Raw genomic sequence first — 22,235 nt, 5'->3', positions numbered from 1 at the left:
ATTCCGAACAGAGCAGTTAAGCCCGCCCGCGCCGATGGTACTGCAATGCAATGCGGGAGAGTAGGTAGCCGCCTTCTTTGATTTCCGTCCCGGACACTTCCACGGCAGGAGGTTTCCGGGACGGATTGTTTTTTGGGGGTATATGTATCTGTACACTGGGATACTGAATATATCAGTACTGTTGTGTGCTTGTCAGAATGTTTTTATACCTTAACTACGCTTCTATACTCTGTTACAAACACTGTTTTTGTGCCCTTTCTTTTTTACATGTTGTATATGTCCGAATTAGCTGTTGGAATCTGAATACTTCGTCTCTTTATATAAAGGACGCTTGATGCGGAGTGTCGCTTGATTTATGTTAAGGTGTTGTAGCTCAGAGTGTTAACCTGACTTAATATAATGTCGAATATCATGGTTTTGCTTGTGTGTTATTAATATTATTTGTAACTTTGCGCCGGTAAAAAGGACAGGATAGGCTTGATTGTTGTTTTAAGCCGTATTTTGTTTAGTTTCTAACTGGTATCCAGGCACGATTTTATTATTCTCATCAGAATTGTTGCCGTGAGTATAAGCATGTGTTTTTACCATACTCAGATACCAAAAATAGTTCATTATGAAGAGAATATTTGAGAGAGATTTGGTATTGTTATTTATGTTGTTATTTGTTCCTTTAGCTGCATCTGCGACGGGGAATGCGAGGACAAATAAATTTGATTGGAATCCGGTGATGGACGCGATTATTCAAGTGGAGAGTGAGGGCAACCCACGTGCCGTGAGCGGTAATTCTTGTGGGGCTATGCAGATTACTCCGATTTGTGTAAAAGAATGCAATATAATATTGAAGCGAAGAGGGAGCAAGAAGAGATATACATTGGCAGACCGTTTCAGTGTCTCTAAATCGAAAGAGATGTTTCTCCTTATACAGTCTTATCATAATCCCGGTAATAACATTGAGCAGGCAATACGTGCTTGGAACGGAGGGATGAATTATAGTGTGAAAGGTACGCAGCGTTATTATAATAAAGTGAGGAAATTGATGAAATAAGGATACCTCTGCTGAATATGCAGATGTGCCTGAATAGGTATCTTTCGATGGAGATATTGTACGTTGGGGTAAATATAAAGAGCCATATCATTACTCAATTTAGAGTTTGATATGGTTCTTTTTTTTGTTTAAGAGAAATATATCTTTATTTTAACATTTGTTCGACGAATTATATATAAATTTGTCGCGCCGCTTTATCTGCAAAGTTAGAGTGAGTTTTATTAAACGTGAGGAAATCCGTTATCACGAAAGAATGTGAGGACTATTGGAAAAGTACTTATAAAGTGTATTAAGACAGGTTATGTGTGTATGTCAATATTTTGATATTAAATAAAGAACGGACAAATGAAATTATCAGCGAAAGGAATGAAAGCACTCAAGGTCGTTCACCTTGTTTGTGCCATTGCATGGTTTGGTTCAGCCATATCAATGAACCTGTTGCGTCATCTTGTCGATGTGAACGATGCTGTCGGCATGTATTGGATGGCGGAGATACTTGAAGCTATAGACATGCAGATACTTGTGCCGGGTGCTGTAGGGTGCCTTGTTACGGGTATTGTCTATGGGATATTTACAAACTGGGGATTTTTCAAGCACAAGTGGCTTGTGTTGAAATGGGTGCTAACAATTTTCATGATACTGTTCGGAACATTCTATATGGGACCGCTTGTAAAGGAGAATGTCATCATAGGAAAGGCTGTAATGGAAGGTGGAGGCGATACCGCCCTTTACTGGCATAATGTTTCCGCCAATGCCGTTGCCGGTTTGTTGCAGCTGATATTGCTGACAGTTGTTACTGTCGTTTCTGTGTACAAACCTTGGAAACGTTCTGATAAAAGGCGTTGAGGAATGTTTTTTTATTCTTGGTAATATTGCACAAATTATAGACGATATTTATCCGTAGGGATGTTCTCTGGAACATCCGAAACCGCATGGATTGATATCCGCGTAATGTCGTTGGATGTTTCAGAAAACATCCCTACGGATTATATGAACTCGAAAGCATCTATGCTCTTTATTCCCGGCACGCCGAGATATCTTTCCTTAAACCCGAATACCATCACCTTGCGGCGATGAAGTTTGGGATTGTCTTCAAGGTTTAATTCGCTTCTCCACCTCGAACCGGACTTGAGTTGTATCGATGCCACCTTGTCCGTGCTGTTCTCGTTCATGTCGTCGGCAATGAGCAATGCTTGCGGTTGGGTGAACGGCTGTTCAAAATTGGCATTTGATATGCTTTTTGTGCAGTCTCCCACGATATATCCTACTACAAACACCTGGCAGTTTATTTCTTTCTCTATAAATTCTTTTACTGTAACCACATCTCCGGTGCTATATTCTCCGGTACCTGTATTGCCGTCGGGATCATTGTCACCGCCGGATGGCTTATTGTTCCCTCCCGTATTTATGTTTGGCGTGGTGTCCTCTTCGGAATAAGGTTTCTCGCATGAATACAATAGCAGACATGATAACAGTAAGGTCATAAAAAGTTTTATCAGCTTCATAGGTGTATTAGATTAATTGCGGTAAAGATACGACTTTTATTTAACAAGCAGGTGCCTGAAACAAATTATTGTTATATTGTATGTCATTTTGTCTGTGTTTTGTTAGGATAGTATTTCCTTTGAAAAAGCATGTTTTGTGCTATATTTTTGTGTCATGACACGGATTTATGAAGCAAAAGTACGTTTTTTATTAATATAATCAGTATAATATCTCCTTTCTTTCCATATTCTGACAAATATTTTGTATTTATCGCCACTTTCTTGTTGCGCATTTCATGTTTATGGAATACCGTCTGAAATATGTTCCGGATATATCGATTATTTACACGAGTTCGGGGATAAAGGACAATATCTTTATCCGTTTTCTCCTCGTATAAATAAATTTCTTGTTGTATCTTTGTATAAGCTAAGTTGAGTCTCAGCATTTGGCGCAAGAAGAAGGTCATGTAAAATACGGAGTTATCTCCTTTTTACACACCCTTGTACCCGTAAAAATATAGTTGACTTATGAATATGAATTTTGAAAAAGCGATTGGTGAAGATTTGCACAGATATTTAAGAGTATTGGGATTGCTCGACGAGCGTTTGCCGGAATGCCCGGATGTGGAGGGTAAATGGGAACAAATAGCAAAGGCGTATCTGCCCGATGGTGTGCGTGAGTTTGGTGATTATCCCACTGTTTCGTTAGGCTGGATGATGTATATAGGTATGGCTGTGGCAAAATATTGGGATACGGAGTGGGAGATTTATTCAAATATAGATGATCTGTATGTTTATATGCGCGACAAACGCGGATATGACAATATGGACGAATATGTACGCGAAAGTGTTTTGATGCTGGACGGAGATGATTATTCGGCAACCGAGAAACTTGTCGGTGAGTGTGCTTCGCGTGTTTACAGTCTGTTGCGTCATCAGAATTTTGAGGCAGGCACGCCTGTGGCTTTCCGTGCGTATGTGTCATGTCTGCATCAACTGTATCTTGCGGGAGCTGCCGTGCAGCTTAAACGTATGGGGTATCACATGACGTTGATGGAGTAATTTAAATAAAGAGGAGATAAAAGAAGATAGGAGAAGATATGTGGCTTGCGCCATGGAAGATATAGGACAATAGTCTAGTCTTATGACAAATACAAGACATACGTATTTTATCTTCCCTTATCTCCTCATATCTTCTTCTATCTCCTTGATTATATCTCCCTTTATCTCCTTAAAGATCAATTATAAAGTTTCTCCGCGTGCCTTGACGCGCTTTGCCCATTCCTCACGTTCTTTGGTAAGGTTGTATCCGCGTTTGCTCAAATAGTTGTTTATACGGCCTTTGTACTTGCCGAATGTTTCGTGCTTTTTCTTTGAGCTTTCGGCATCGATTGCATACTCGCGTGCCTCTTTCAGCCATGACAGTATCTGCACTTTCTCTTCTTCTTTCAGCGTAGGTATCATGTCGCATTGTGCCTTGTATGTTACGTTGACTACATTGTAGGTCATCACGTCTTTAACTTTTTCTATCTCTTTGTCTGTAAGATAGAGTGACAGGTCTGCTATAAAACCGAAATGTGAGCGATATAGCTTCATGTCTTTTATGCTTTCTGCCTCTTGCTGCTTCTGTTTCTTTGCTTCGCTTGTGAGCGTTCCGGCAACTTTCTTTATACTGTCACGTTCGTTATAGATGTCGTTAAGTTTGAAGTAGCGGTTGGCAACGATGTTCAGAACTTGATTGCCTTTCTCTGTCCCTGTTATTTCAAGTGCATCGGTTACTTTCTTTGCACGTCCGAGGATTGTGTTTACATATTGCGGGTCACGACCTTCTTTGTCCAGGTCTATAGCCCTGATTGTTGCTGTATTTAATGTGAGCAACGCCATTGTTATTAATAAGACTTTTTTCATTGGAATATTTCTTTTAAGTATTTAACGTTTTCACCATAGTTTTTCTTTACGTTGCGGACCTGTTTTATATCGCGGCTCCGTTCAACAAACATCCATCCGCTCCAACCCATTTTGTCGAGTGTCTTCTTTATTTCCGGCATGTCTATAGCCTTATCATTGCGCAGCCACACGCCATCGGTATTGCTGGCGTGTATGGCACATATATTATCCTTGCCGAGTTTTTTGATATCCTTGACAATATCCAGACCATTCTCTACGGCAGTCTGGAATTTATAGAATATCTTTATTCCCTCAGAACCTATTTCTTTCAACAGCTTCAGATTTCCTTTTGCATCGAGCGGTGTGTCTATGCCGATTACCTTTCCGCGTGCCTTTGCCATCTCTCCCGCCTCATGCAGACGTGTCACAATCTCTTTGCGTAATTGCAGAGAGTCCGTCCAGTTATTGCCGCATCCTCCTAACGGTAGGAATGCGACTTTCACATCCATTACTTCCATTGTGTTGAGACAGTCTTCAATGAGCCATTTGTAAGTTGCTTTCTTAGCAAAGCTCTGTCCGTAAAATCCGGACATGGCAATTGCACCTATTTTAATATTGAAACTGTCCGCTGTATGTCTGAACACTTTAACCATTTCAGGATTTCTTAACTTGTTGTCGAACGAGTCGCGGCGTCCCAGTCCGCCCATGTCCATTTCTAATCCGTCACATCCAAGTTCGTGGGCAAGTTTGAATTCTCCCAATTTCTGGCGTTTCAATACCATCCAGTCGCAAACGCCAACCTGATAGCGCTGTTGTGCCATTGCAAGTTCAGGCATGAACGAACTTATGGCAAGAAGCGCAGACATGATATAAATATGTATCTTTTTCATATCCCTATAACGTACCACGTTGTTGTTTGTAACTATCCGAAACGGATATAAATATATGTATGGAGAAATAGCGTGTTGAAAAGGCTGATTTGTTTTTGTCGGAAATATTTATTGTCTTTGCAGACAGCAAGAAAGAAGAATTTATAAATGCGGGAATAAATTGTTTTATTCTTTTGTCAAATATTCGGATAATGTCTTTTGTTGTTATTTATTACGTAAATATCTGGAAGTGTGTGTTTTGTTTCTTTTCAATAAGCCTTGTTTCATCCTGTAATATGCCGTCTTTTACGTTCCAATATGTCACCTTTCAGAATGTAAAAGAGCATGTTTTGGAAAGCAAGGAAGTATTAATCAACATGTGATGAATTTACACTTATTCCCACCCCACGTAAAGTATGCCACTTTAGCCTGTGATGTGCGTAACATCACGTTGTAAAGTGCGTAGGTTTACAGTGTAAAGTGCGTAGGTTTGCGATGTTAAGTGGCGTACTTTATGAGGACAGGGGGTGGGAGGTTATAACATGAAATGGTTCTTGTGACACTTGTGTCACTAATGACACCTGTTCTTATAACATTCCTATATATAATAAATACCCTTCCTTTAAAGGACATATATTTTATATTTTTCAGGTCTTTATATAGACAAGTGTCATTAGTGTCACAAGTGTCACAGGTAACAGAGTGAAGAATACCAAAACTGTGTTCTTCCTTTTTCCAAAGGAGAGACAGTGGGTAGATTGTATAATTCGTCGAAATCGCATTAATTACTTTGTAACGGAGTACTAATTACCGTGTAATATGACATGTATAGAGTGAAAAACATGTATTTTGAGTTCGATGAATAATACACCACGAAGGGTATCGTGCTTGTCATTTTGCTTCATGAGATATTATTTTCACTACCCAAGCATAGTCGCAGGGACTCTCTTCAACGCTTATTGCGGGAATCTCTATTTTGATGCCATCTGCAGTCTTATGCCATGAGATAGGCTTATTGTAGCCCAACATACTGATTTCTGTAGGATTCTTTACACCTTTTATATATAGTGTCTGCTTTTGGGTATTGGTAAGAAGGGCGTATGTATTATTGGCATTGACAGTATAGTATACACCTTGCCGACGGTTTTCTTGAGGCATATTATTCCATTGACGTGAGTTATATATAGCCTCACCGTTAACAGACAGCCACTTGCCTATCTGCAACAGGCGTTCCTGCATGATGACAGGTATACGACCGTCTGCTGTGGGACCGACATTCAACAAGAGATTGCCGCCTCTCGAGACCTTGTCAATCAATATTTCTATGAGTTGTTTGGCTGTAGAATAATCCTCGATATTCTCTCCTCTGTTGAAACCAAACGAACCGGCGATGCCTCTGCACTCTTCCCATGGATGGGTGTAGGTCATGTTCTTTGCGTCGTCATCGTGAACAAGGTCATACTCCGTTGTATAAAAACTACCATGCTTTCCACGTGTGTCACGTCCCCAACGATCGTTTACCACTACGGTCTTCCTTACAGGTGAGTCATTGTAAAGCCAGCTGAGGAACTCTTCGGCTCTCCATGTCTTGTCGGTCTGTTCCCATTCTCCGTCGGTCCATATTATCTCCGGTTTGTATCGCTCTGTCAGATCCTTTAGCTGAGGCAACATGTGTTCTGCTACATATCTGTTGACATCCGTACGATAGAGCGGATGATACCATTCATATAAAGAATAGTAGAACCCCATCTTGAGTCCTGTCAGTCTCACGGCATCCGTCAGTTCTCCACAGATATCCCTGTGAGGACCGATGTCAACAGAGTTCCAGTTTACGCTCTCGGCCGAAGGCCATAGTGTGAAACCTTCATGATGTTTTGAAGTGAGTACGATGTATCTCGCTCCCGAACGCTTGAATAGTGATGCCCACTGGTCGGCATTGAATAACTCTGCATTAAATAGGGACGCAAAATCCTGATATTTGGCTTTCTCTCCATACATTGTCTTGTGAAATTTCAGGAACTCCTCACCTTCGTGCGTACCTTCTATTATGCGATGCCAGTACCACTCCGCATATCGTGTGTACACATTGTCGGCATTCGGTGCCCATGCAGGTACGGAGTAGACACCCCAGTGTACGAAGATCCCAAACTTGGCATCTTCAAACCATGATGGGGTTTTGCGCTTGTCAAGCGATTTCCAGTTTGGTTCAAATCTTTGCTGTGCAGTCATTGTCAATGACGACAGCATGGCAAACAGTAGAAACAGTATTCTCATTTTTTTAGTTTTATCGTTTTTTCTTCAGTCTTATGAGCGCTTCAATATAGTAGTAGTCACCATAGCTAAGCGGAGCATCGATCTCGGAATTGATAGGGTAGTTGCCTACACCATGCTTCAATATGAAACCGTGCTGTGCACCATGTCGTGCAAGGTATTTTCCGGAAGACAAATTTTTCAGTTGCTTTATTGCAATGTTGATAAATTCTTGAGCGTCACATTCATCGCTGTATGATGCAAGTTCAAGCAGGGCAGAAGCCATTATTGCTGCCGATGAAGAGTCACGGTAGTCGTGCCTTGAAAAATCCCAGTAAGGTATGTAGTCTTTTGGCATGTTGGGATGATTTATCATGAACTTGGCAATTCCCTGTGCCATGTATAGATACTTTTTGTCATGTGTAAATCTATACATCATTGTGTAGCCATATAATCCCCATGCCTGACCTCTTGCCCATGCCGAAGAGTCGCTTGCCCCTTGATTGGTACCTTGAAATTCTACCTCGCCCGAATTCTTTTTATAAGACACGACATGGTATGAACTCAAATCATCGCGAAAGTGATTTTTCATGGTTGTGTCTGCGTGGCGTATAGCTATATCTCTCAGATTGGTGTCTCCTGTTTCATTGGCAGCCCACATCAACAGTTCCAGATTCATCATGTTGTCAATTATGACAGGGAACTGCCACCAGTTCCAAGGCTCCCACGATTGGATACAGCCCACATTGCCGTTGAATCTTGATGACAGAGAATAAGCCGCATTCACAAGAACTTGCCTGATATGTTTCGTAGTATGATATTTGTATGCCTGCCCATAGCTGCAGTACATCATGAAACCAAGGTCATGAGTGGTTTTGTTGTATTGTTGCGAAGCCAGTTGCAGAGTTAGCCGGAGTGCTCCGTCGTGCATTCTCTTACTGTTGGTCGCTTCATACAATTGCCATAGCACTCCGGGAAAGAAACCGCTGCACCACCAACTTGCATCGCTCAGCATCAGCTTGCCGTTCATATCTACAGAACGAGGAAAGACGCCTTCGCCTTTTGCCTCGATTTCACTTAGTAATATTTCAGATTGTTTCAGTGCACTTGTCAGAGCTTTATTTATCCATCCTTGGTTATTATCTTCCATTGATACTCGTTCAGGCATAACTTCGTCATCTTCCATAGTGTAAGGCAACCGCCACAGTTTGTTACCTTCTTTGTTACAGAAATATAAGTATGACGGAGTGATATGATTACTGTTACCGTCTGCCCAGAATGCATAGAAATCATTGCGGGCAAACAACGGACGACGTGCATACGAGTGGTTGCTGTCGCTGTTGCCGGTAATGTTGCGGACTTTTTCCCATGATATACCATTGTCGCGGCTGTTCCATAGTGCCATTTCTCCACCTGTACCATAATACTGGGGACCGGGTTCTGTTGGTCCTATGATATTCAACTCATTACCATTGATGTAGAGCGATCCCATATCGTAGTTATGAGTAGATGTGCAGATAGTCTGTTCGGTCCATGTCTTGCCGTTATATCTGTAAAGTATCCATTCTCTCGGGTTACCCTTCGGTCCGGGTTGATAATGACTGCTTTTTATTGCAAGCACAGCAGGATTGCCGTCTTTGTCTATGTTTATATCATTCAGATATAACAGCTTATCCTCTTTCTTGGTATCTCTCACCAATGCAGGGTTGTACGGTTCGTTCAGAGGTGTGGAAAGAACATCGCCTTTGATGTTCTTCCATGTCTTGCCCATGTCTGTAGTCTGCATGACATACAGGTTGGTACGCGTATCGGCAGAGCTGCGTGGGTGATAGTTGAAGGCTGTTATAATACGTTGTCCGTCCTGTACGCTTATCTGGTAGTGTCCTTCTATCGCGCCTATTTTCTTAGCCTCTGTCCATTCACGTCCGTCTTTGCTGGTGGAGAAATACAACTCTCGTCCACGGGTATTGGGAGCAGTGTACATGGTATAGAGCAAGATAAAGCCTTTACCTTCAACATAGTATGGTTGAGGATAAGTAAACACTCCTTTATAAACCTCTTCAAAATCATTGATGTCATATGGTTTGACACTACGGAATATCTGCCCTTTGCGAGTAACGTTCCGTCCACTCACAAACACCCAGATGTGACCGTCTGGCGTGATACATATCGAACCGTTGTCGTGAGGGTCGTCTACACCTTTTTTGTCGCATACGATGACAGGACGTGTCACTTTGCCCGTTTTATGGTTATATGCTCCGATGCATACTTGCAGATGTCGTTCGTCGGCTTTTGTCGTGCCACCGTAAAGGAAAAAAGTTTTTTTCGCTTTCTTTGCATAGACGGCAGTCGGTGTATGGTCTGCTGTATAAGTGCCCAGTCCGCCGGAGTACTTGTCACCATATTCAGAGAACTGGTTCAACGAATACCATATACCACGGTATCCTTCAGCCTTACTTGATTTTGCACCCATGGATAATGGCATGCAAAGTAGCATTGCAAATGATATGATATATTTTCTCATCATTGCTGCATCTTAAGACGTTTCAGACTGATTGTCATTCCTCCTTTATTCGAAGCAGCAGTATTTACGTAGACGTATGCTCTATACTTGCCATCGGCAGTTTCCATCCACGCACCACCTTTCTCAATGATGTTAATCATGAAGTCCTGAGTGTTGTCGAAAGTCTTTTTCTTCATGTCAATATCATCCACGAATACAGCGTTTTCGTTACGTGCCAGTTGCTGGTCGCAACTACCGTATGTACGAGCCATCTTCGTGCTGTTGGATATTCCGCCGGGCAATGTTATACCTTGCATGTATTGCGTCAGATTTGCTTGGGTAGGTGATATGAACGCATGGTTGAAAGTAACACCTCTTTTTATCTGGAACGAATATACAAAGTCCACATCTTCCGGATTAGCCTCCGCTTCTTCCTTTGTAAGCACCCTCATCCGGCTGATGGAGAAGCAGTCTTTGTTTTTTAGTTTTATATCAAGTGCCATGTCCATATTTGATATGGAGTATGGTCCCATTTTTCTGGTAGTCCTATTGCCATTGCTGTCTTTGGATGAAAACTCGAATGAAACCTCTTTGCCCCTAAGTTCTTCAGGGATGATATAGAAATAGCGTAAGGTGGCGGCACATGTGTCGCGGGTAAATGTCACTTTGGTTATGTTGTCATAATTCTCACATTTATTACCAATCATGACGCCCTCGTCGTATCCGCCGTTAGTGTGATATGACATGTTATCCAGGTATGTACCATCGGAGCCCTTTGCCGATGCTTTCACCGATGCCTCTATGATATGACCTGTGCCTTTGGGCATAGCCATGGCGTATGAGAAATCAATACTTTGTCCGACCATGTTTACACCAATTGAATTTTTCAGGCAATCGTCAGATAAATTCTTTATTCCTTCCGGAAGCGTGTAGGCATCATCATCGTTGCATGCAACTGTTATGCTTAGTACCAAAACGGATAGAGATAATCCGATAATCGTATTAATATTTTTCATTTCTTTATAATATTAGGCATTTGTCAATGTGTTTTTAATCCGGTTGCTGAACTGTAATATATAATGTATATTCTTTTTTTACCTTTCGGTTTCCCGATATTATGGTCCATTTACGCGGTTTCTCGATATTGGAGAAATCTTCCCAGCCCGTAATCTTCGGTGATATTTTGCAGTCTGTAGCCAGCGAAAACTGAGGCCATAGTTTCTTCAGGTTTGTGCCATACATCAGTTCGGCATGAATTTCGCATGCCACAGTGTCTACTTTTACTGTGGCTATTACGGAGTGATGATCCTCTCCCAGTAGTTCGAAACTTCCCACGTAGCAATCTTGGCGCCCGGTAATCAATAGCCCGTCCTCATCAACAGGATAGTCATCGCATGAGCATAAACAGTTCATCATAGCCGTTATGGTGAACAATGTGAGGAATATTTTATTTATACGTTTTATCATTGTCATCTTGTTGTTTATTATTGAAGTCATCTAAACTTTTATGACGAATAAAAATCTTAAACTTTTATCTTTTCTAAATCCAATCTTCACTTTTCTTTTTGGTCTGTTTTTACCCTTTCATCGGTCGAATAGCCCGCTACACTCCCTCTTCAAGTGCAAAAACATCCTCAAAAAATAAAGGCAAATATTGAATCTCATAAAAGTTTAGATGACTTCATTGTAAATAATTGAATGTTTCTTGTCTGAAATATCAGTTGTTATAACCATGGTCTGTTCTGTGTCAGATTAGGGTTCCTGTCTCTCTCACTCTGTGGAATCTTGAAAATGTATGCACGCTCCAGATCTCTTGAAGTAGGATTGATAAACCACCCTTGTTTTTTCGCACCATGTGTGTCAAGTACATAGATTCCTGAACAACCGGGAGATACGTTCCATGCCTTTTCTATGCGTCTCCATCTGCGAAGATCGAATGAGCGCTTGCCTTCTGCCATCAGTTCTATAAAGCGTTCCTGCTCAATGGCTTCGAAAAATGACGCCTTGTCTGCCGTTTTCTCCGGTTTAAGTGCCGGCAGGTTTCCCTGTGGCGTACGCGATTTACGAGATCTATGGCATATTGGGTCGGTCCCTCCACTTCGTTGCTTGCTTCTGCATACATAAGAAAGACGTCGGCAAGACGCATGACGGGCCAGTTCATGTTACCTTCATCACGTGTGGCTCCGCCATAGTTGCGTAAGAATTTACGGAAGAAAAATCCGTATGGGTCAGAGTCGTATCGACATGTGTTATACTCAATGCCGTCAATGTTGACTTTCTTGTTGTTCTGTTTGTGTATGAATACCACATCTCCTGTTACGGTACCGGTGTTATCGATACCTGTCACATGCTCGTAATCCCATAGTAGCGTTGCTTTCATACGATAGTCGCGATTGCGATAACTTTCGGGATTGATTGCAGAGTTCTTGGCTGTACGTGCATTTGGCTGACTGTTCGGATTCATGGGAATAAGTTTCTCACAGTAGTCACCGGTAATCGTTGATTGATATCTGTCTGCCACTTCATAGTATGGAAATACCCATGCCTGCGAGTTGCCGGTGCTGCGGCAACCGAAGTCTCTCATCAGAGCCTCCCCTTGCCCTGTGGAAGGACCCCCATGTGTGAAAAAGAAGATATTCTCTCCATCACTGTTGTCATTTACTGTGTTGGGAATAAACAAGTAAAAGTAGTTGGGTAGTACATCGCACTTGCCCATTTCTCCCCATTCGCCCGGTTCCCCGTTGCGAAATAAATTCAGGTTATAGTTTTCTATTACATCCTTGAAGTCATTGGCAGCAAGCTTGAATGCCTCTTGGGCTTTCTTTTCAGATGGAACAAAACCGTCGAGCTCCGGCCAGCCGTTCTTATTCCAAGAGCCCCAGTAGAGATATGCTTTGCCTCTGAATGCCAAAGCTGCCGCCTGGCTTGCTCTGCCCTTGTCAACAGCCTTTTGGGGCAGATGTTCGTAGGCATAGGTAAAATCATCTATGCATTTGTTTATTATCACTTCGAGTTTTGTTCTTGGTAGAGTTATTACCTCACTATTGTCATTGACAATGAAATCAATATACGGTACATCGCCCCACATGGATATTAGACGCATGTATATCATGCCTCTCATCAAGCGTGCTTCTGCAATGACGGTTTCCAGTCCGGCGCGTGAAGTCCCGCCGGCATTGTCAAGCATCTTTTGAACATTACCAATGACGTAGTTGGTCCTGTTTACTCCGCCGTAGCAGAATTTATAATAGTTATCATTCTTTGCACCGAATCCCCATGTAGGATCAGGGAAGTACAAGCCGCCTTGATATGCACCTCCTCGTACTATATTGCCGGCACTCGTACTCATGGTGCCACCGCCATCTCTTACGCGAAGCATGTCGGAATGTCCGTCAAAATAATAGTCACGGTCAAATAAGCCTCTTACATGGTTGTAGCATCCCATAAGGGCATATGTGGCATCAGCCTCTGTTTTCCAGAAACCTGAACCGGGTACCTCAGACGTAGATTCTTGATTTAGTATGTTGTCATAGCATGAGGTGAGTGTAAGTGTGCCGATCGCTATTACTATCGTACGGCAAGCATACATTATATTTCTTTTCATAATTATATCTCCAAGTTAATTCCAAATGTGAATGAACGTGTCAAAGGATAGCCGTCGTTGATATCTCTCTTCTCAGGATCAAGTCCTTTGAATGACGTTATTGTGAACAGATTGTCCGTAGAGAAATAAACGCGCATGGAAGACAAGCCTATTGCATTCATCCATTTCCTGTCAAGTCTGTATCCTACCTGTATGTTCTTCATACGTAGATAAGCCAGATTGTTGAGAAAATAAGTAGACTTCCTGTTATTGTTGTTTCCACCCATTCTTGGTAATGAGGCATTTCGGTTCTCCGGTGTCCAAGTGTTGTAGAACTGATCTTCGGTCACGGCAGCACGACCTTCATTCGATAGGTTAGAACTATTGTTTACTGTCTGGTAAAATGTTTTTCTTCCGGCAGTACCCTGGAACATTATGGCAACATCGAAACCTTTCCACTGAAAAGATGTGTTCAGTGCATAATTGATGGTGGGACGATCTTGTTGCACATCTGTATAAGCACGCATGTCATTATCATCTATGCGACCGTCGCCATTCAGGTCTTTGTATAAGATGTCTCCCGGCTGGGCGCCTTGCGGTGTGTTGTTATAAATGTCCTCCCATGACTGTGCTATTCCAATAGCTTCGTAAGCGTATAGGTATGCATAAGGCATATTGAGGAATATCAGATAGTTTCCGTTGTCATCTGTCTGATTGCGGCCAATATATTCGTTCCATTTTTCAAGTCGTGTCTTGTTATAGCTAAAGGTTCCGTTAAGGTTATATGAAAAATCCCCTATATTGTCTTTCCACGATAGGTTTAATTCCACGCCTCGGTTACGCATCTCACCCACATTAACCCGGGGTGCCGTGTAGGCTCCGCTCAACAAGAGTGAAAGATCGGATGGGCGGTGCATACCGGATGTGAAGCGGTCGTAGTAATCGAGTTCCATGCCCAGGCGGTTGTTCAGGAAACGCATATCAAGACCAACGTTCATTACTTGGGTCTTCTCCCATGAGAATGCTTTGTTGATCATCTTTTTGTTCACCAAACCTTTGACAATTTCATTATTGATAATGTAGTTGGCTGAAGTAAGAAGTTCCTGCTGTTCGAATTTCTTCACTCCACTGTTATTACCCAGTGTTCCGTATGAAATACGTATCTTACCCATGTCGAGCCAGTTACCGGCAATATTCTTTATAAATGATTCCTCGGAAAAGAACCAGCCTAATGATGCAGATGGGAAATAGCCGAAGCGATGACCATCAGAGAATTTTGAAGAACCATCGGCACGCAGTGTTGCTTCCATTAGATATTTGCCGTAGGCATTGTAATTAATGCGACCAATATATGACACGAGTCCCTCGCGGTCGCTGTTGCCTCCGATATTTATCTTTGAAGGGTTCTTCAGTGTGCCGTCTATCTCTGTCAGGTCATCATATATCTTGTCCTTGCTTGCAGCAGACAGGTTCCGGTTGTACCAGTATTCTTGACTATAGACACCCAACAGGGTAAACTTGTGATTTTTTGCAACTGTGAAGTCGTAGGACACCTTGCCAGTGAACTGTTGTTTAAATCCTGTATTTGAGTAGTTTTCCACACCGGCATCCTGTGCTACGTAGGTTCTTGAAATCATACCGGTCTGGAAATTATATCCATCGGCGGGAATGTCGCTTCTCATTCTGAACTGGTTGTAGTAGTTTAGTGCGTACTCACCGCTTGCCGTAAATCCTTTCAACGGTTTCCATTCTAATTTTATACTTCCGTTGGCTTCTTGACGGTTTGTGTGAGTTATCATGTTATTGTATGTGCAATAAGGATTGAACGCCTGTGAGTTTTCGCCTTCAGCCATTATCCCGCCGAAACGCCCTGTTGCAGGGTCGTATGGGGTTATGCCCGGTATGGCATAACGCATCATTCTTGCATCAATGATACTGCTGTAAGAACCGTCATTGCCGTAAGCCTGTTTCGACCAGTTGCCTGCGAACCTTGCACCAATGGTGATGTTCTTCTTTATCTTTGCTTCATAGTTGAGCCGTGCATTATATTGAGTGTAGTCATTGTTCATGACCATACCGTCTTCGTCGACCACACCGACTGATACATAGTAGTTCGAGAAATCCTTAACGCTGCCTTGTGCCGATACATTATACTTTTTCAATGCATAGTTGCGCATAACCACGTCGTACCAGTCTGTGCTTGGATGAGTTAGCGGACTGTTCATGGACAGGGCAAGCCACTCGTCAATTGTGCCTTGTTTGAAACGATAGTTTATAGGCAATGTATTTGTGCTTGCATTCCGGTTATGCAGTCTCATGGTGCGTGCATAGTCGCTCATATAGCTCCATGCATTGGTTGGCAGACCGAATGTGTATGAGGCAGATGCATTGATTCTTGCCTTACTGCCGGCTATTCCATTCTTGGTGGTTATAAGAATCACTCCATTTGCTGCTCGCGAACCATATACCGAGGCCGATGCCGCATCTTTAAGAACTGATATGCTCTCCACGTCATCAAGGTTTAGGCGGCTGAGTGATACGTCCGGCATTCCGTCGACAACGACAAGAGGACTGGCATCATTCACTGTTCCCATGCCTCGTATCAGGAGTTCTACTCCATTGTCGCCTGCCAAACCGCTTGACTGCGATACTGCCAGACCCGGTATTTTTCCTTGAAGTGCCATGGCCGGGTTTGCCATCGAACGGGAATTCAATTGCTCGTCGATTTTCACGTTTGATACAGCACCGGTGACATCAACCTTTCTCTGTATGGCATAGCCGACAACGACCACTTCATTGCTTTCCATTGCTTCTTCCTCAAGAATGATGGCAATCTGACGGCGGTTTTTTACTGCCGTATCCTTGGTTTTCATACCAATGTAAGATACTGTTATTGTAGCCGAACCTGGAACATTTTCAAGTGTGTAGTGACCGTCAATATCTGTTATTGCAGTATTGGTTGTTCCCTTTACTGTTACGGTTGCACCGGTAAGTGGCTCTCCGCTGCTGTCTGTAACGGAACCGCTTACTGTATATGGTGTCTGTGATTCTTGCTTGGTCTTCTGTGCCGCGACAGGGCTTGCCAGAGCCAGTGCCATTGCAGTGATGAAGCAGCAGAATGCACGAATATAGTGTTGTTTCATATTCATTAAATATTGTTTGGTAATAGTAGCCTGTGTCAGGTTATTTATTGATTATTTTCTTTCCATCACAAATGATGATACCCTTTTTGTTACGATCAACGCGCATTCCAAGCAGATTGTAACAGATACCTGTTTTTGCATGACCGGTGTCAGTTTTCAAATTCTCTATACCGGAGCTTTGACCGAATCGTACTATACCGCATCCGTCCATATTGTAGTATGCTTCCTGTTCGCTGCTGCACCATACAACGCGTTTACGACCGAGGTCATCGGCATCGTTGTCAACAACGGTCACATCGAAACCCAGCCCTTGAGGCAGGTTCTCGAATGCTTCCTTGCTAAGGTATTCGCCTTTGTCATTCAAGAACTTTTTGAGTGGAAGTTCAAACTCAACACCATAGCCGCTGTAGTCTTCGCGAAGTGAATAGCAGACCATGGCTTGATCGCTCATACTGCCGAATAGAAGTCCAGACATGAGGAACGGACTGTCGTAGCCATCTTCCTCAAACCATGGTGCGAACTGATAGTGACCGGGAGCGATTGTACCTCCACCTCCTTCGGTGCCTATGTAAGCCGGTCCGTTTCCGTCTTTCAGGTTGTCGTTTACATCGAAATAGATTTCCACTTTATCGTAGAACTGGTGTACATCCTTGACTTTCTCATTGTCAGCCTTGCCAACCCATACCGGAATATGAACATCATCAGTGACATCAACATAAACATAAAGGTAGTCGTCAGTGTAATACATCTTGAACCACGCCTTGACACTCGCATTTTCATTGCCGAATGGTGTGTCTATTGCTACCGGGTCCACATCTTGCCATTGCTCATCGTCACCCTTGCCGTCGATTGTGCTTAGGTTTGTACCTTTCTTTATTGTGAGTTGCTTTGTCTGTGCATTAATGCCGGAAAGCATGAAAAGGCTTATCGCCATAAGTATAATTGTCTTTTTCATATCTTTATTGTTAAAAAAATAATTGTTCCTCTTGATAAGAGTGTGTAATAATTCCTGCGTTTACTTACTTATTTATCATTCAGTATCGCATTTTTAAAGAATACTCCCTGTCGTGGTGAAGGAGTTCCGTCATAGTCATCAAGCATGGCAGGTGACCAGTCGGGATCGAGACACCATATCGTATATGAGATGCCATGTTGACGTAAATAATCCATAATGGCTTTACCGTATGTCTCGTCGCCTATGACGGGGTCATGTTCTCCTCTTTCTCCCTTTATTACGAAACCCAGTTCTGTGGCTATGACAGGGTAGTGGTCGGCTACGTGTCCCCAGTCTCCGGTCCATTGCGGTTCCCATGGTTGTTTGTGTCCCTTAGGGTAAGGATGAGTTACATAACAGACACCTTCTCGCTTAACCGGGTTTGCTACGACTTCGTTCAGGTTGTATGCCCAGTTCATTCCTGCCACTGCGCATAGACGCTCGTTGTCATAGGCACGAATAGTGTCTATGAGCTGTTCCGAGTATTCTCTCCAGTCATTCCAAGTGAGAGGCTTCTTTTCGTTCTCCGGTTCGTTGAATAGTTCAAACAGGCAAACCGTAGTATTGCCTTTGTAGTGTAAAGCCATCTCTTTCCAAAACTCTGCAGTCTCTTTCTTATCGGTCATATAGTTGAAATGAGGCCAGGCATCGGAATGCAGGTTGCCTATGGCGTGCCAGTCAAGTATCACATACATACCCGTCTGACGAGCCCATTCCACGCCTTGGTCGAGCATAGCCGTGTATTCTTTCTTACCTCTGTAACGCCACGTGTATGTGTGTATAGGCAGACGGACTACATTACAGCCCCAACTTTTTGCAAGTCTGAAATAGTCGAGGTTCCAGTGTCCTGCACGTTCTAGTTTGTCGGGATCCGACATTGAGACTCCTTTGAGCCTGATGGTCTTGCCTTCACAGACAAAGTCTTTGCCTGTAATCCCTATTTGGGGTAACTCGTTCAGGCAGTTGCATTTGTCGCATTTCTTCTGTGCCATTGCCGGCACAGAAAGAAATGCTAACATGAAATAACAAATAATCCTTCTCATTACTTCTTTACAACCTTTTTACCGTTTATTATAAGTATACCTTTGTGACCTGCCGTGTTCTCAAGCTTCTGACCTGTGATAGTGTATATGCCTTTCCTGTTACTTGTTACAGAGCTGACAGGATTATCTATATTTTCTATAGCTGTTGATACGTCATAGCCGTTGAAATAGTTGCGCAGTACACGCATCTGGGCACGTTCAAGCGTAAACTCCTTTGCAGGCTGTACGCTTACCGGGTCGTTGATGTATCCGTTTCCGCCTACCCAGTAGGTTGCATCGATGTTGTTTTCCTTTAGGTAGCTGCATACATCATCAAGAACCTTAAGCCAGCGAGAGTCATATTCCGGTACGCCGAACTCGCCGAGGATGCCTCGCTTTCCGTTCGCTACACACCACTCCACGAACGGGCTTATGCCGTCGATGTGTTGTGTCGCGCTGACCATTTCTTCTTCGTATGAACCAAGCACGTAGTGACCGCTGCCTTCTTTGTCGAAATATTTGTGTGCCTGCCAGATAATTTTGTCGGCACTGTCTATGAGCTTATTTGCAAGCGGCGCTCCTGTTGTGTTCCAACTCTTTGCCGATGCATAGCTCTCGCCTTCGATGACTATAGGTGTGGTGGTGTCAACCTCACGTATGGCATCAATAGCAGCCTGAGCGTAAATAGCCCATTTGCCGGGTATAAGTCCGTAAGGTTCGTTCATGATATCATATCCATAGAGATTGCTGTAGTCTTTGAACTCAGTGGCAAGTTTCTTCCAGACATCGGCAAAATGCTCCGGCTTGAGTTCAGTGTCACCAAACTTATATGTAGTCTCGCCGACCTTGTAGCGGCAGTAGTTGTGCATATCAAGCATTACGTGAATGCCCAGACGCTGACATTCATCCATAACTTCCTTCATCTTTGCAATATCAAGTTCTTTGTCAAGCTCGCCGCCAAGTTCGTGCTGTACACGTTCCCATGCAAACGGGAAACGGATCATTCGTACACCACGGCTCTTGAAGTACCATAGATCCTCTTTGGTAGGATAGAAATACTGTTGGTTCAATACTCCGTGCTTTCTGCCACCGCAGGCGCTTGCGAGGTTTACACCCATAAACGTTGTCTTCTCCGGGTCAAGCAGGTCATAGGCACGCTTTGCTTCGTCCCAGTCAATCTGCAGCACACCATCCTCGCCCAGACCTTCGTTGTAGGTGCCGTGGAATGCAAAAACATTGTCGAGATATACAGTGCCTTCGCTTGTCATCTGAATACCGCTGAATTTTGTTATGTCTACACCGGCTGCGGTAAGCTCCGATACGGGAATGTTCACATACACCCATTGCTTGGTAAGAACCTCAAGCTGTGTGGCTGTGGGCTTGTAATCGGTACCGCCTTCTGATTTGAATGCCAGTGTGACAGGTGCATTGCCGTTCTTACGATATATGTTGAGGTGGAGATACTCCTCTCCTGTAAGGTCAATAGAGTTCTCGAGTTTTATAGATGCCGAGCCGTTCATGTTGTCGAACTTGGCAACCCTGTCGCTTTCTTCAATCTTTGGGAATGTGACTTTTGCAGTGCCGGCATTGTCTACCACCGGTGCCAGTTCTGCATCATACTTGTCTGTCATGAAACATTTTGTCGCATTCTTTGGCATGATAGGCGTTGGTGCCTGTGGTATCTCGTAGGTTATGATGTCACCGCTTGGTGAACCCTTGAAAGCATAGAAGTTATCGAAATAAAGTTTCTCGATGGGGAAACCTGTTGCACAGAACAGACGTATCAGGCTTAGGTTGCTGAGTGTTGCGTCTTTCTCCTTGAGCAGTTCGATAGGAATGTTAATGCTCTTCCACTGCATTGGTGTGAGATATTGCCAGGGGGTACGACCGTTGGCTGTGCCATTGCCGAAGTCGAACACGATCTTTGGGTCTTTCTTTGTATAAACATCAACGTGGATATAGTCGTAATCATCGAGATTGACTTCCGGCGTAAGTCGGAGTAAACACCAGTTCATGCCCCAGAAACGGAGATACTTATTGCCTTCGACATTGATTTCCTCCATGGAACATACCGGGTCTCCGGCATTCTCCAGTGTTATTTCTGCGCCGTTTGTATAATGTGAACTATAGAACGAGAGTACATCCTGCTGCTGATGCTTAGGTGTTGGCGCCGGTATGGCAGGAGCGTCAGGGTCAACTTCTCCAATGTCTCCTCCGGTCTTCTTACCGCTGGCATAGATGTTGGCGACATAGATGTTGCGTGCATGTCCCAGACCATTGATGACACCAATCTGACTAACCGATTTGAGGTTTGGAACATTCTGTACCTTGGCATAGTCGTCGAGATCGATAACTACATGTGTCCAGCCTTCAGGCAGATCTGGGGTTACCGTCACTGACGATGATGTGGTGCTAAGACGTACTTTTAACTGGAATGATAATTCTTCAGGAACACTGTTTTTCGGATTGAACACATCCATTTCCAGCTTCTCATACTGAGAGATGTCGAGTGCATCGTTGAAGCAGAAGTAGCTCCATGAATTAAGACCATCTTTCAGATATAGCATCGGCATGGTCTTGCCGTCAATGGTAATATGTTTCTCTTCCACACTGCCTACGTTTACTGCACCTGTCTTGTTCCATGTCGTTGCAGGTGTATAGTGGCTTGAATAGAATGCCAAAACATCATCCTCTAATGCTTCCGGTGGTGCAGGCAGTGTGGTGGGAGCATCGCTCACTTCCTCTCCGGGGTCTCCGCTCTCACCTTTCACGAAATACACATTATCTATATATATAGTACGTGCGTTGCCTCCGGCGTTGATGAGACCGAATTTCTTTATTGCGGTCATGTCCGGCTTCTTGGCAAGACCGTCGAAGACGCTGAGGTCTATTGAAACATGGTTCCAACCTGCGGCAATCTTTTTGGCTATCTGGTAGCCGCTTGATTCGTTCAGGCGGATCTTCATCACGAACTCTGACTGTGTGTTATACACGTCAAACTCCATCTTCGTGTATTCGCTGATGTTCTGGGCGGCAGCAAATTCTGCGAATGACCAACTGCCAAGACCTGCTTTGACATAAAGCATTGGACGTGTCTCTGAACCTACATGAACATTCACTTCCGAAACGTTGCCTACACCTGAGCCTCCTGTGAAACTTGTAGCAGGGGTGTAATGACTTGAGTAGAGTGCCAACACATCATTTTGATTAGCGGTTGGATCTGCCGGGAAAGTTGCAGGAGCGTCGCTGCCTGCGTCAACAATTGTAGCCCATGCGGTATGTATCAGGAACAGACCTGATACGAGCGCTGCTATAAAATAAAACTTTTTCATATTTGAGAGTATTTAATTGGTATTAGTCCTCATTTTCTTCCTCCGGGTTTTATGTGCATTTGTCCTCGGGATAGTGCGAACAGGTATTGGGTTTGCTGTCATCACTTGTTGTTACTTGATTTG

Annotated in this window: 16 protein-coding genes and 1 rRNA gene; 4 read left to right on the top strand and 13 right to left on the bottom strand. The window is 43.4% G+C overall.

The features are described from left to right. The 3 genes from rrf to HPS54_RS10745 form a co-directional block, all read left to right on the top strand. Positions 1-77, top strand: a 5S ribosomal RNA gene (gene rrf, locus HPS54_RS13140); the annotation flags it as partial. A gap of 536 nt (positions 78-613) precedes the next feature. Beyond that, entirely contained in the window at positions 614-1,045 is a 432-nt protein-coding gene (locus HPS54_RS10750) for a transglycosylase SLT domain-containing protein (RefSeq protein WP_172345450.1), read from the top strand. A 345-nt stretch (positions 1,046-1,390) separates the two neighbouring features. After that, complete coding sequence (locus HPS54_RS10745) at positions 1,391-1,891, top strand: hypothetical protein (protein ID WP_172345449.1); 501 nt, start codon at positions 1,391-1,393, stop codon at positions 1,889-1,891. A gap of 140 nt (positions 1,892-2,031) precedes the next feature. Here HPS54_RS10745 and HPS54_RS10740 read toward each other — a convergent pair whose 3' ends face one another. Beyond that, positions 2,032-2,529 (bottom strand): DUF6359 domain-containing protein, encoded by a 498-nt coding sequence (locus tag HPS54_RS10740; RefSeq protein WP_172345448.1) that lies wholly within the window; start codon positions 2,527-2,529, stop codon positions 2,032-2,034. A gap of 534 nt (positions 2,530-3,063) precedes the next feature. Between HPS54_RS10740 and HPS54_RS10735 the strand changes: the two genes are divergently transcribed. Next, positions 3,064-3,591, top strand: a complete 528-nt coding sequence (locus HPS54_RS10735; RefSeq protein ID WP_338142816.1) for a hypothetical protein — start codon at positions 3,064-3,066, stop codon at positions 3,589-3,591. A gap of 180 nt (positions 3,592-3,771) precedes the next feature. Here HPS54_RS10735 and HPS54_RS10730 read toward each other — a convergent pair whose 3' ends face one another. The 12 genes from HPS54_RS10730 to HPS54_RS10675 all read right to left on the bottom strand — a co-directional run bounded on the left by HPS54_RS10730 (position 3,772) and on the right by HPS54_RS10675 (position 22,112). Then, positions 3,772-4,437, bottom strand: a complete 666-nt coding sequence (locus HPS54_RS10730; RefSeq protein ID WP_172345446.1) for a DUF3826 domain-containing protein — start codon at positions 4,435-4,437, stop codon at positions 3,772-3,774. Beyond that, complete coding sequence (locus HPS54_RS10725) at positions 4,434-5,306, bottom strand: sugar phosphate isomerase/epimerase family protein (RefSeq protein ID WP_172345445.1); 873 nt, start codon at positions 5,304-5,306, stop codon at positions 4,434-4,436. Before HPS54_RS10725 ends, HPS54_RS10730 begins: the two co-directional genes overlap by 4 nt. A gap of 870 nt (positions 5,307-6,176) precedes the next feature. After that, positions 6,177-7,559, bottom strand: a complete 1,383-nt coding sequence (locus HPS54_RS10720; RefSeq protein ID WP_172345444.1) for an alpha-L-fucosidase — start codon at positions 7,557-7,559, stop codon at positions 6,177-6,179. Between the two features lie 10 nt (positions 7,560-7,569). Continuing rightward, positions 7,570-10,062, bottom strand: coding sequence for a BNR-4 repeat-containing protein (locus HPS54_RS12860; protein WP_216653074.1), 2,493 nt, complete (start codon positions 10,060-10,062; stop codon positions 7,570-7,572). Then, the gene (locus tag HPS54_RS10705) at positions 10,059-11,054 is read right to left on the bottom strand and encodes a DUF4466 family protein (protein WP_172345443.1); all 996 of its coding nucleotides are present in this window, start codon (positions 11,052-11,054) and stop codon (positions 10,059-10,061) included. Before HPS54_RS10705 ends, HPS54_RS12860 begins: the two co-directional genes overlap by 4 nt. Positions 11,055-11,088: 34 nt before the next feature. Then, positions 11,089-11,505: a hypothetical protein gene (locus tag HPS54_RS10700; protein ID WP_253951996.1), complete on the bottom strand. Its 417-nt coding sequence runs from the start codon at positions 11,503-11,505 to the stop codon at positions 11,089-11,091. A gap of 257 nt (positions 11,506-11,762) precedes the next feature. After that, positions 11,763-12,023: a RagB/SusD family nutrient uptake outer membrane protein gene (locus HPS54_RS13200; RefSeq protein WP_287229029.1), complete on the bottom strand. Its 261-nt coding sequence runs from the start codon at positions 12,021-12,023 to the stop codon at positions 11,763-11,765. Continuing rightward, positions 12,002-13,642: a RagB/SusD family nutrient uptake outer membrane protein gene (locus HPS54_RS10695; RefSeq protein ID WP_253951995.1), complete on the bottom strand. Its 1,641-nt coding sequence runs from the start codon at positions 13,640-13,642 to the stop codon at positions 12,002-12,004. The genes HPS54_RS13200 and HPS54_RS10695 overlap by 22 nt, the downstream gene beginning before the upstream one ends. 2 nt (positions 13,643-13,644) lie before the next feature. Continuing rightward, the gene (locus HPS54_RS10690; protein ID WP_172345442.1) at positions 13,645-16,764 is read right to left on the bottom strand and encodes a SusC/RagA family TonB-linked outer membrane protein; all 3,120 of its coding nucleotides are present in this window, start codon (positions 16,762-16,764) and stop codon (positions 13,645-13,647) included. 40 nt (positions 16,765-16,804) lie between these two features. After that, positions 16,805-17,719: a sugar-binding protein gene (locus HPS54_RS10685; protein ID WP_172345441.1), complete on the bottom strand. Its 915-nt coding sequence runs from the start codon at positions 17,717-17,719 to the stop codon at positions 16,805-16,807. Between the two features lie 68 nt (positions 17,720-17,787). Further along, entirely contained in the window at positions 17,788-18,750 is a 963-nt protein-coding gene (locus HPS54_RS10680) for a glycoside hydrolase family 5 protein (RefSeq protein ID WP_253951994.1), read from the bottom strand. Positions 18,751-18,800: 50 nt separating this feature from the next. After that, positions 18,801-22,112: a glycoside hydrolase family 5 protein gene (locus HPS54_RS10675; protein ID WP_172345439.1), complete on the bottom strand. Its 3,312-nt coding sequence runs from the start codon at positions 22,110-22,112 to the stop codon at positions 18,801-18,803. Positions 22,113-22,235 lie beyond the last annotated feature (123 nt).

The sequence above is a fragment of the Xylanibacter caecicola genome (assembly GCF_013166515.1).
GTDB classification, from domain to species: Bacteria; Bacteroidota; Bacteroidia; order Bacteroidales; family Bacteroidaceae; genus Prevotella; species Prevotella caecicola.
This window is presented reverse-complemented; position numbering and strand designations above follow the sequence as displayed.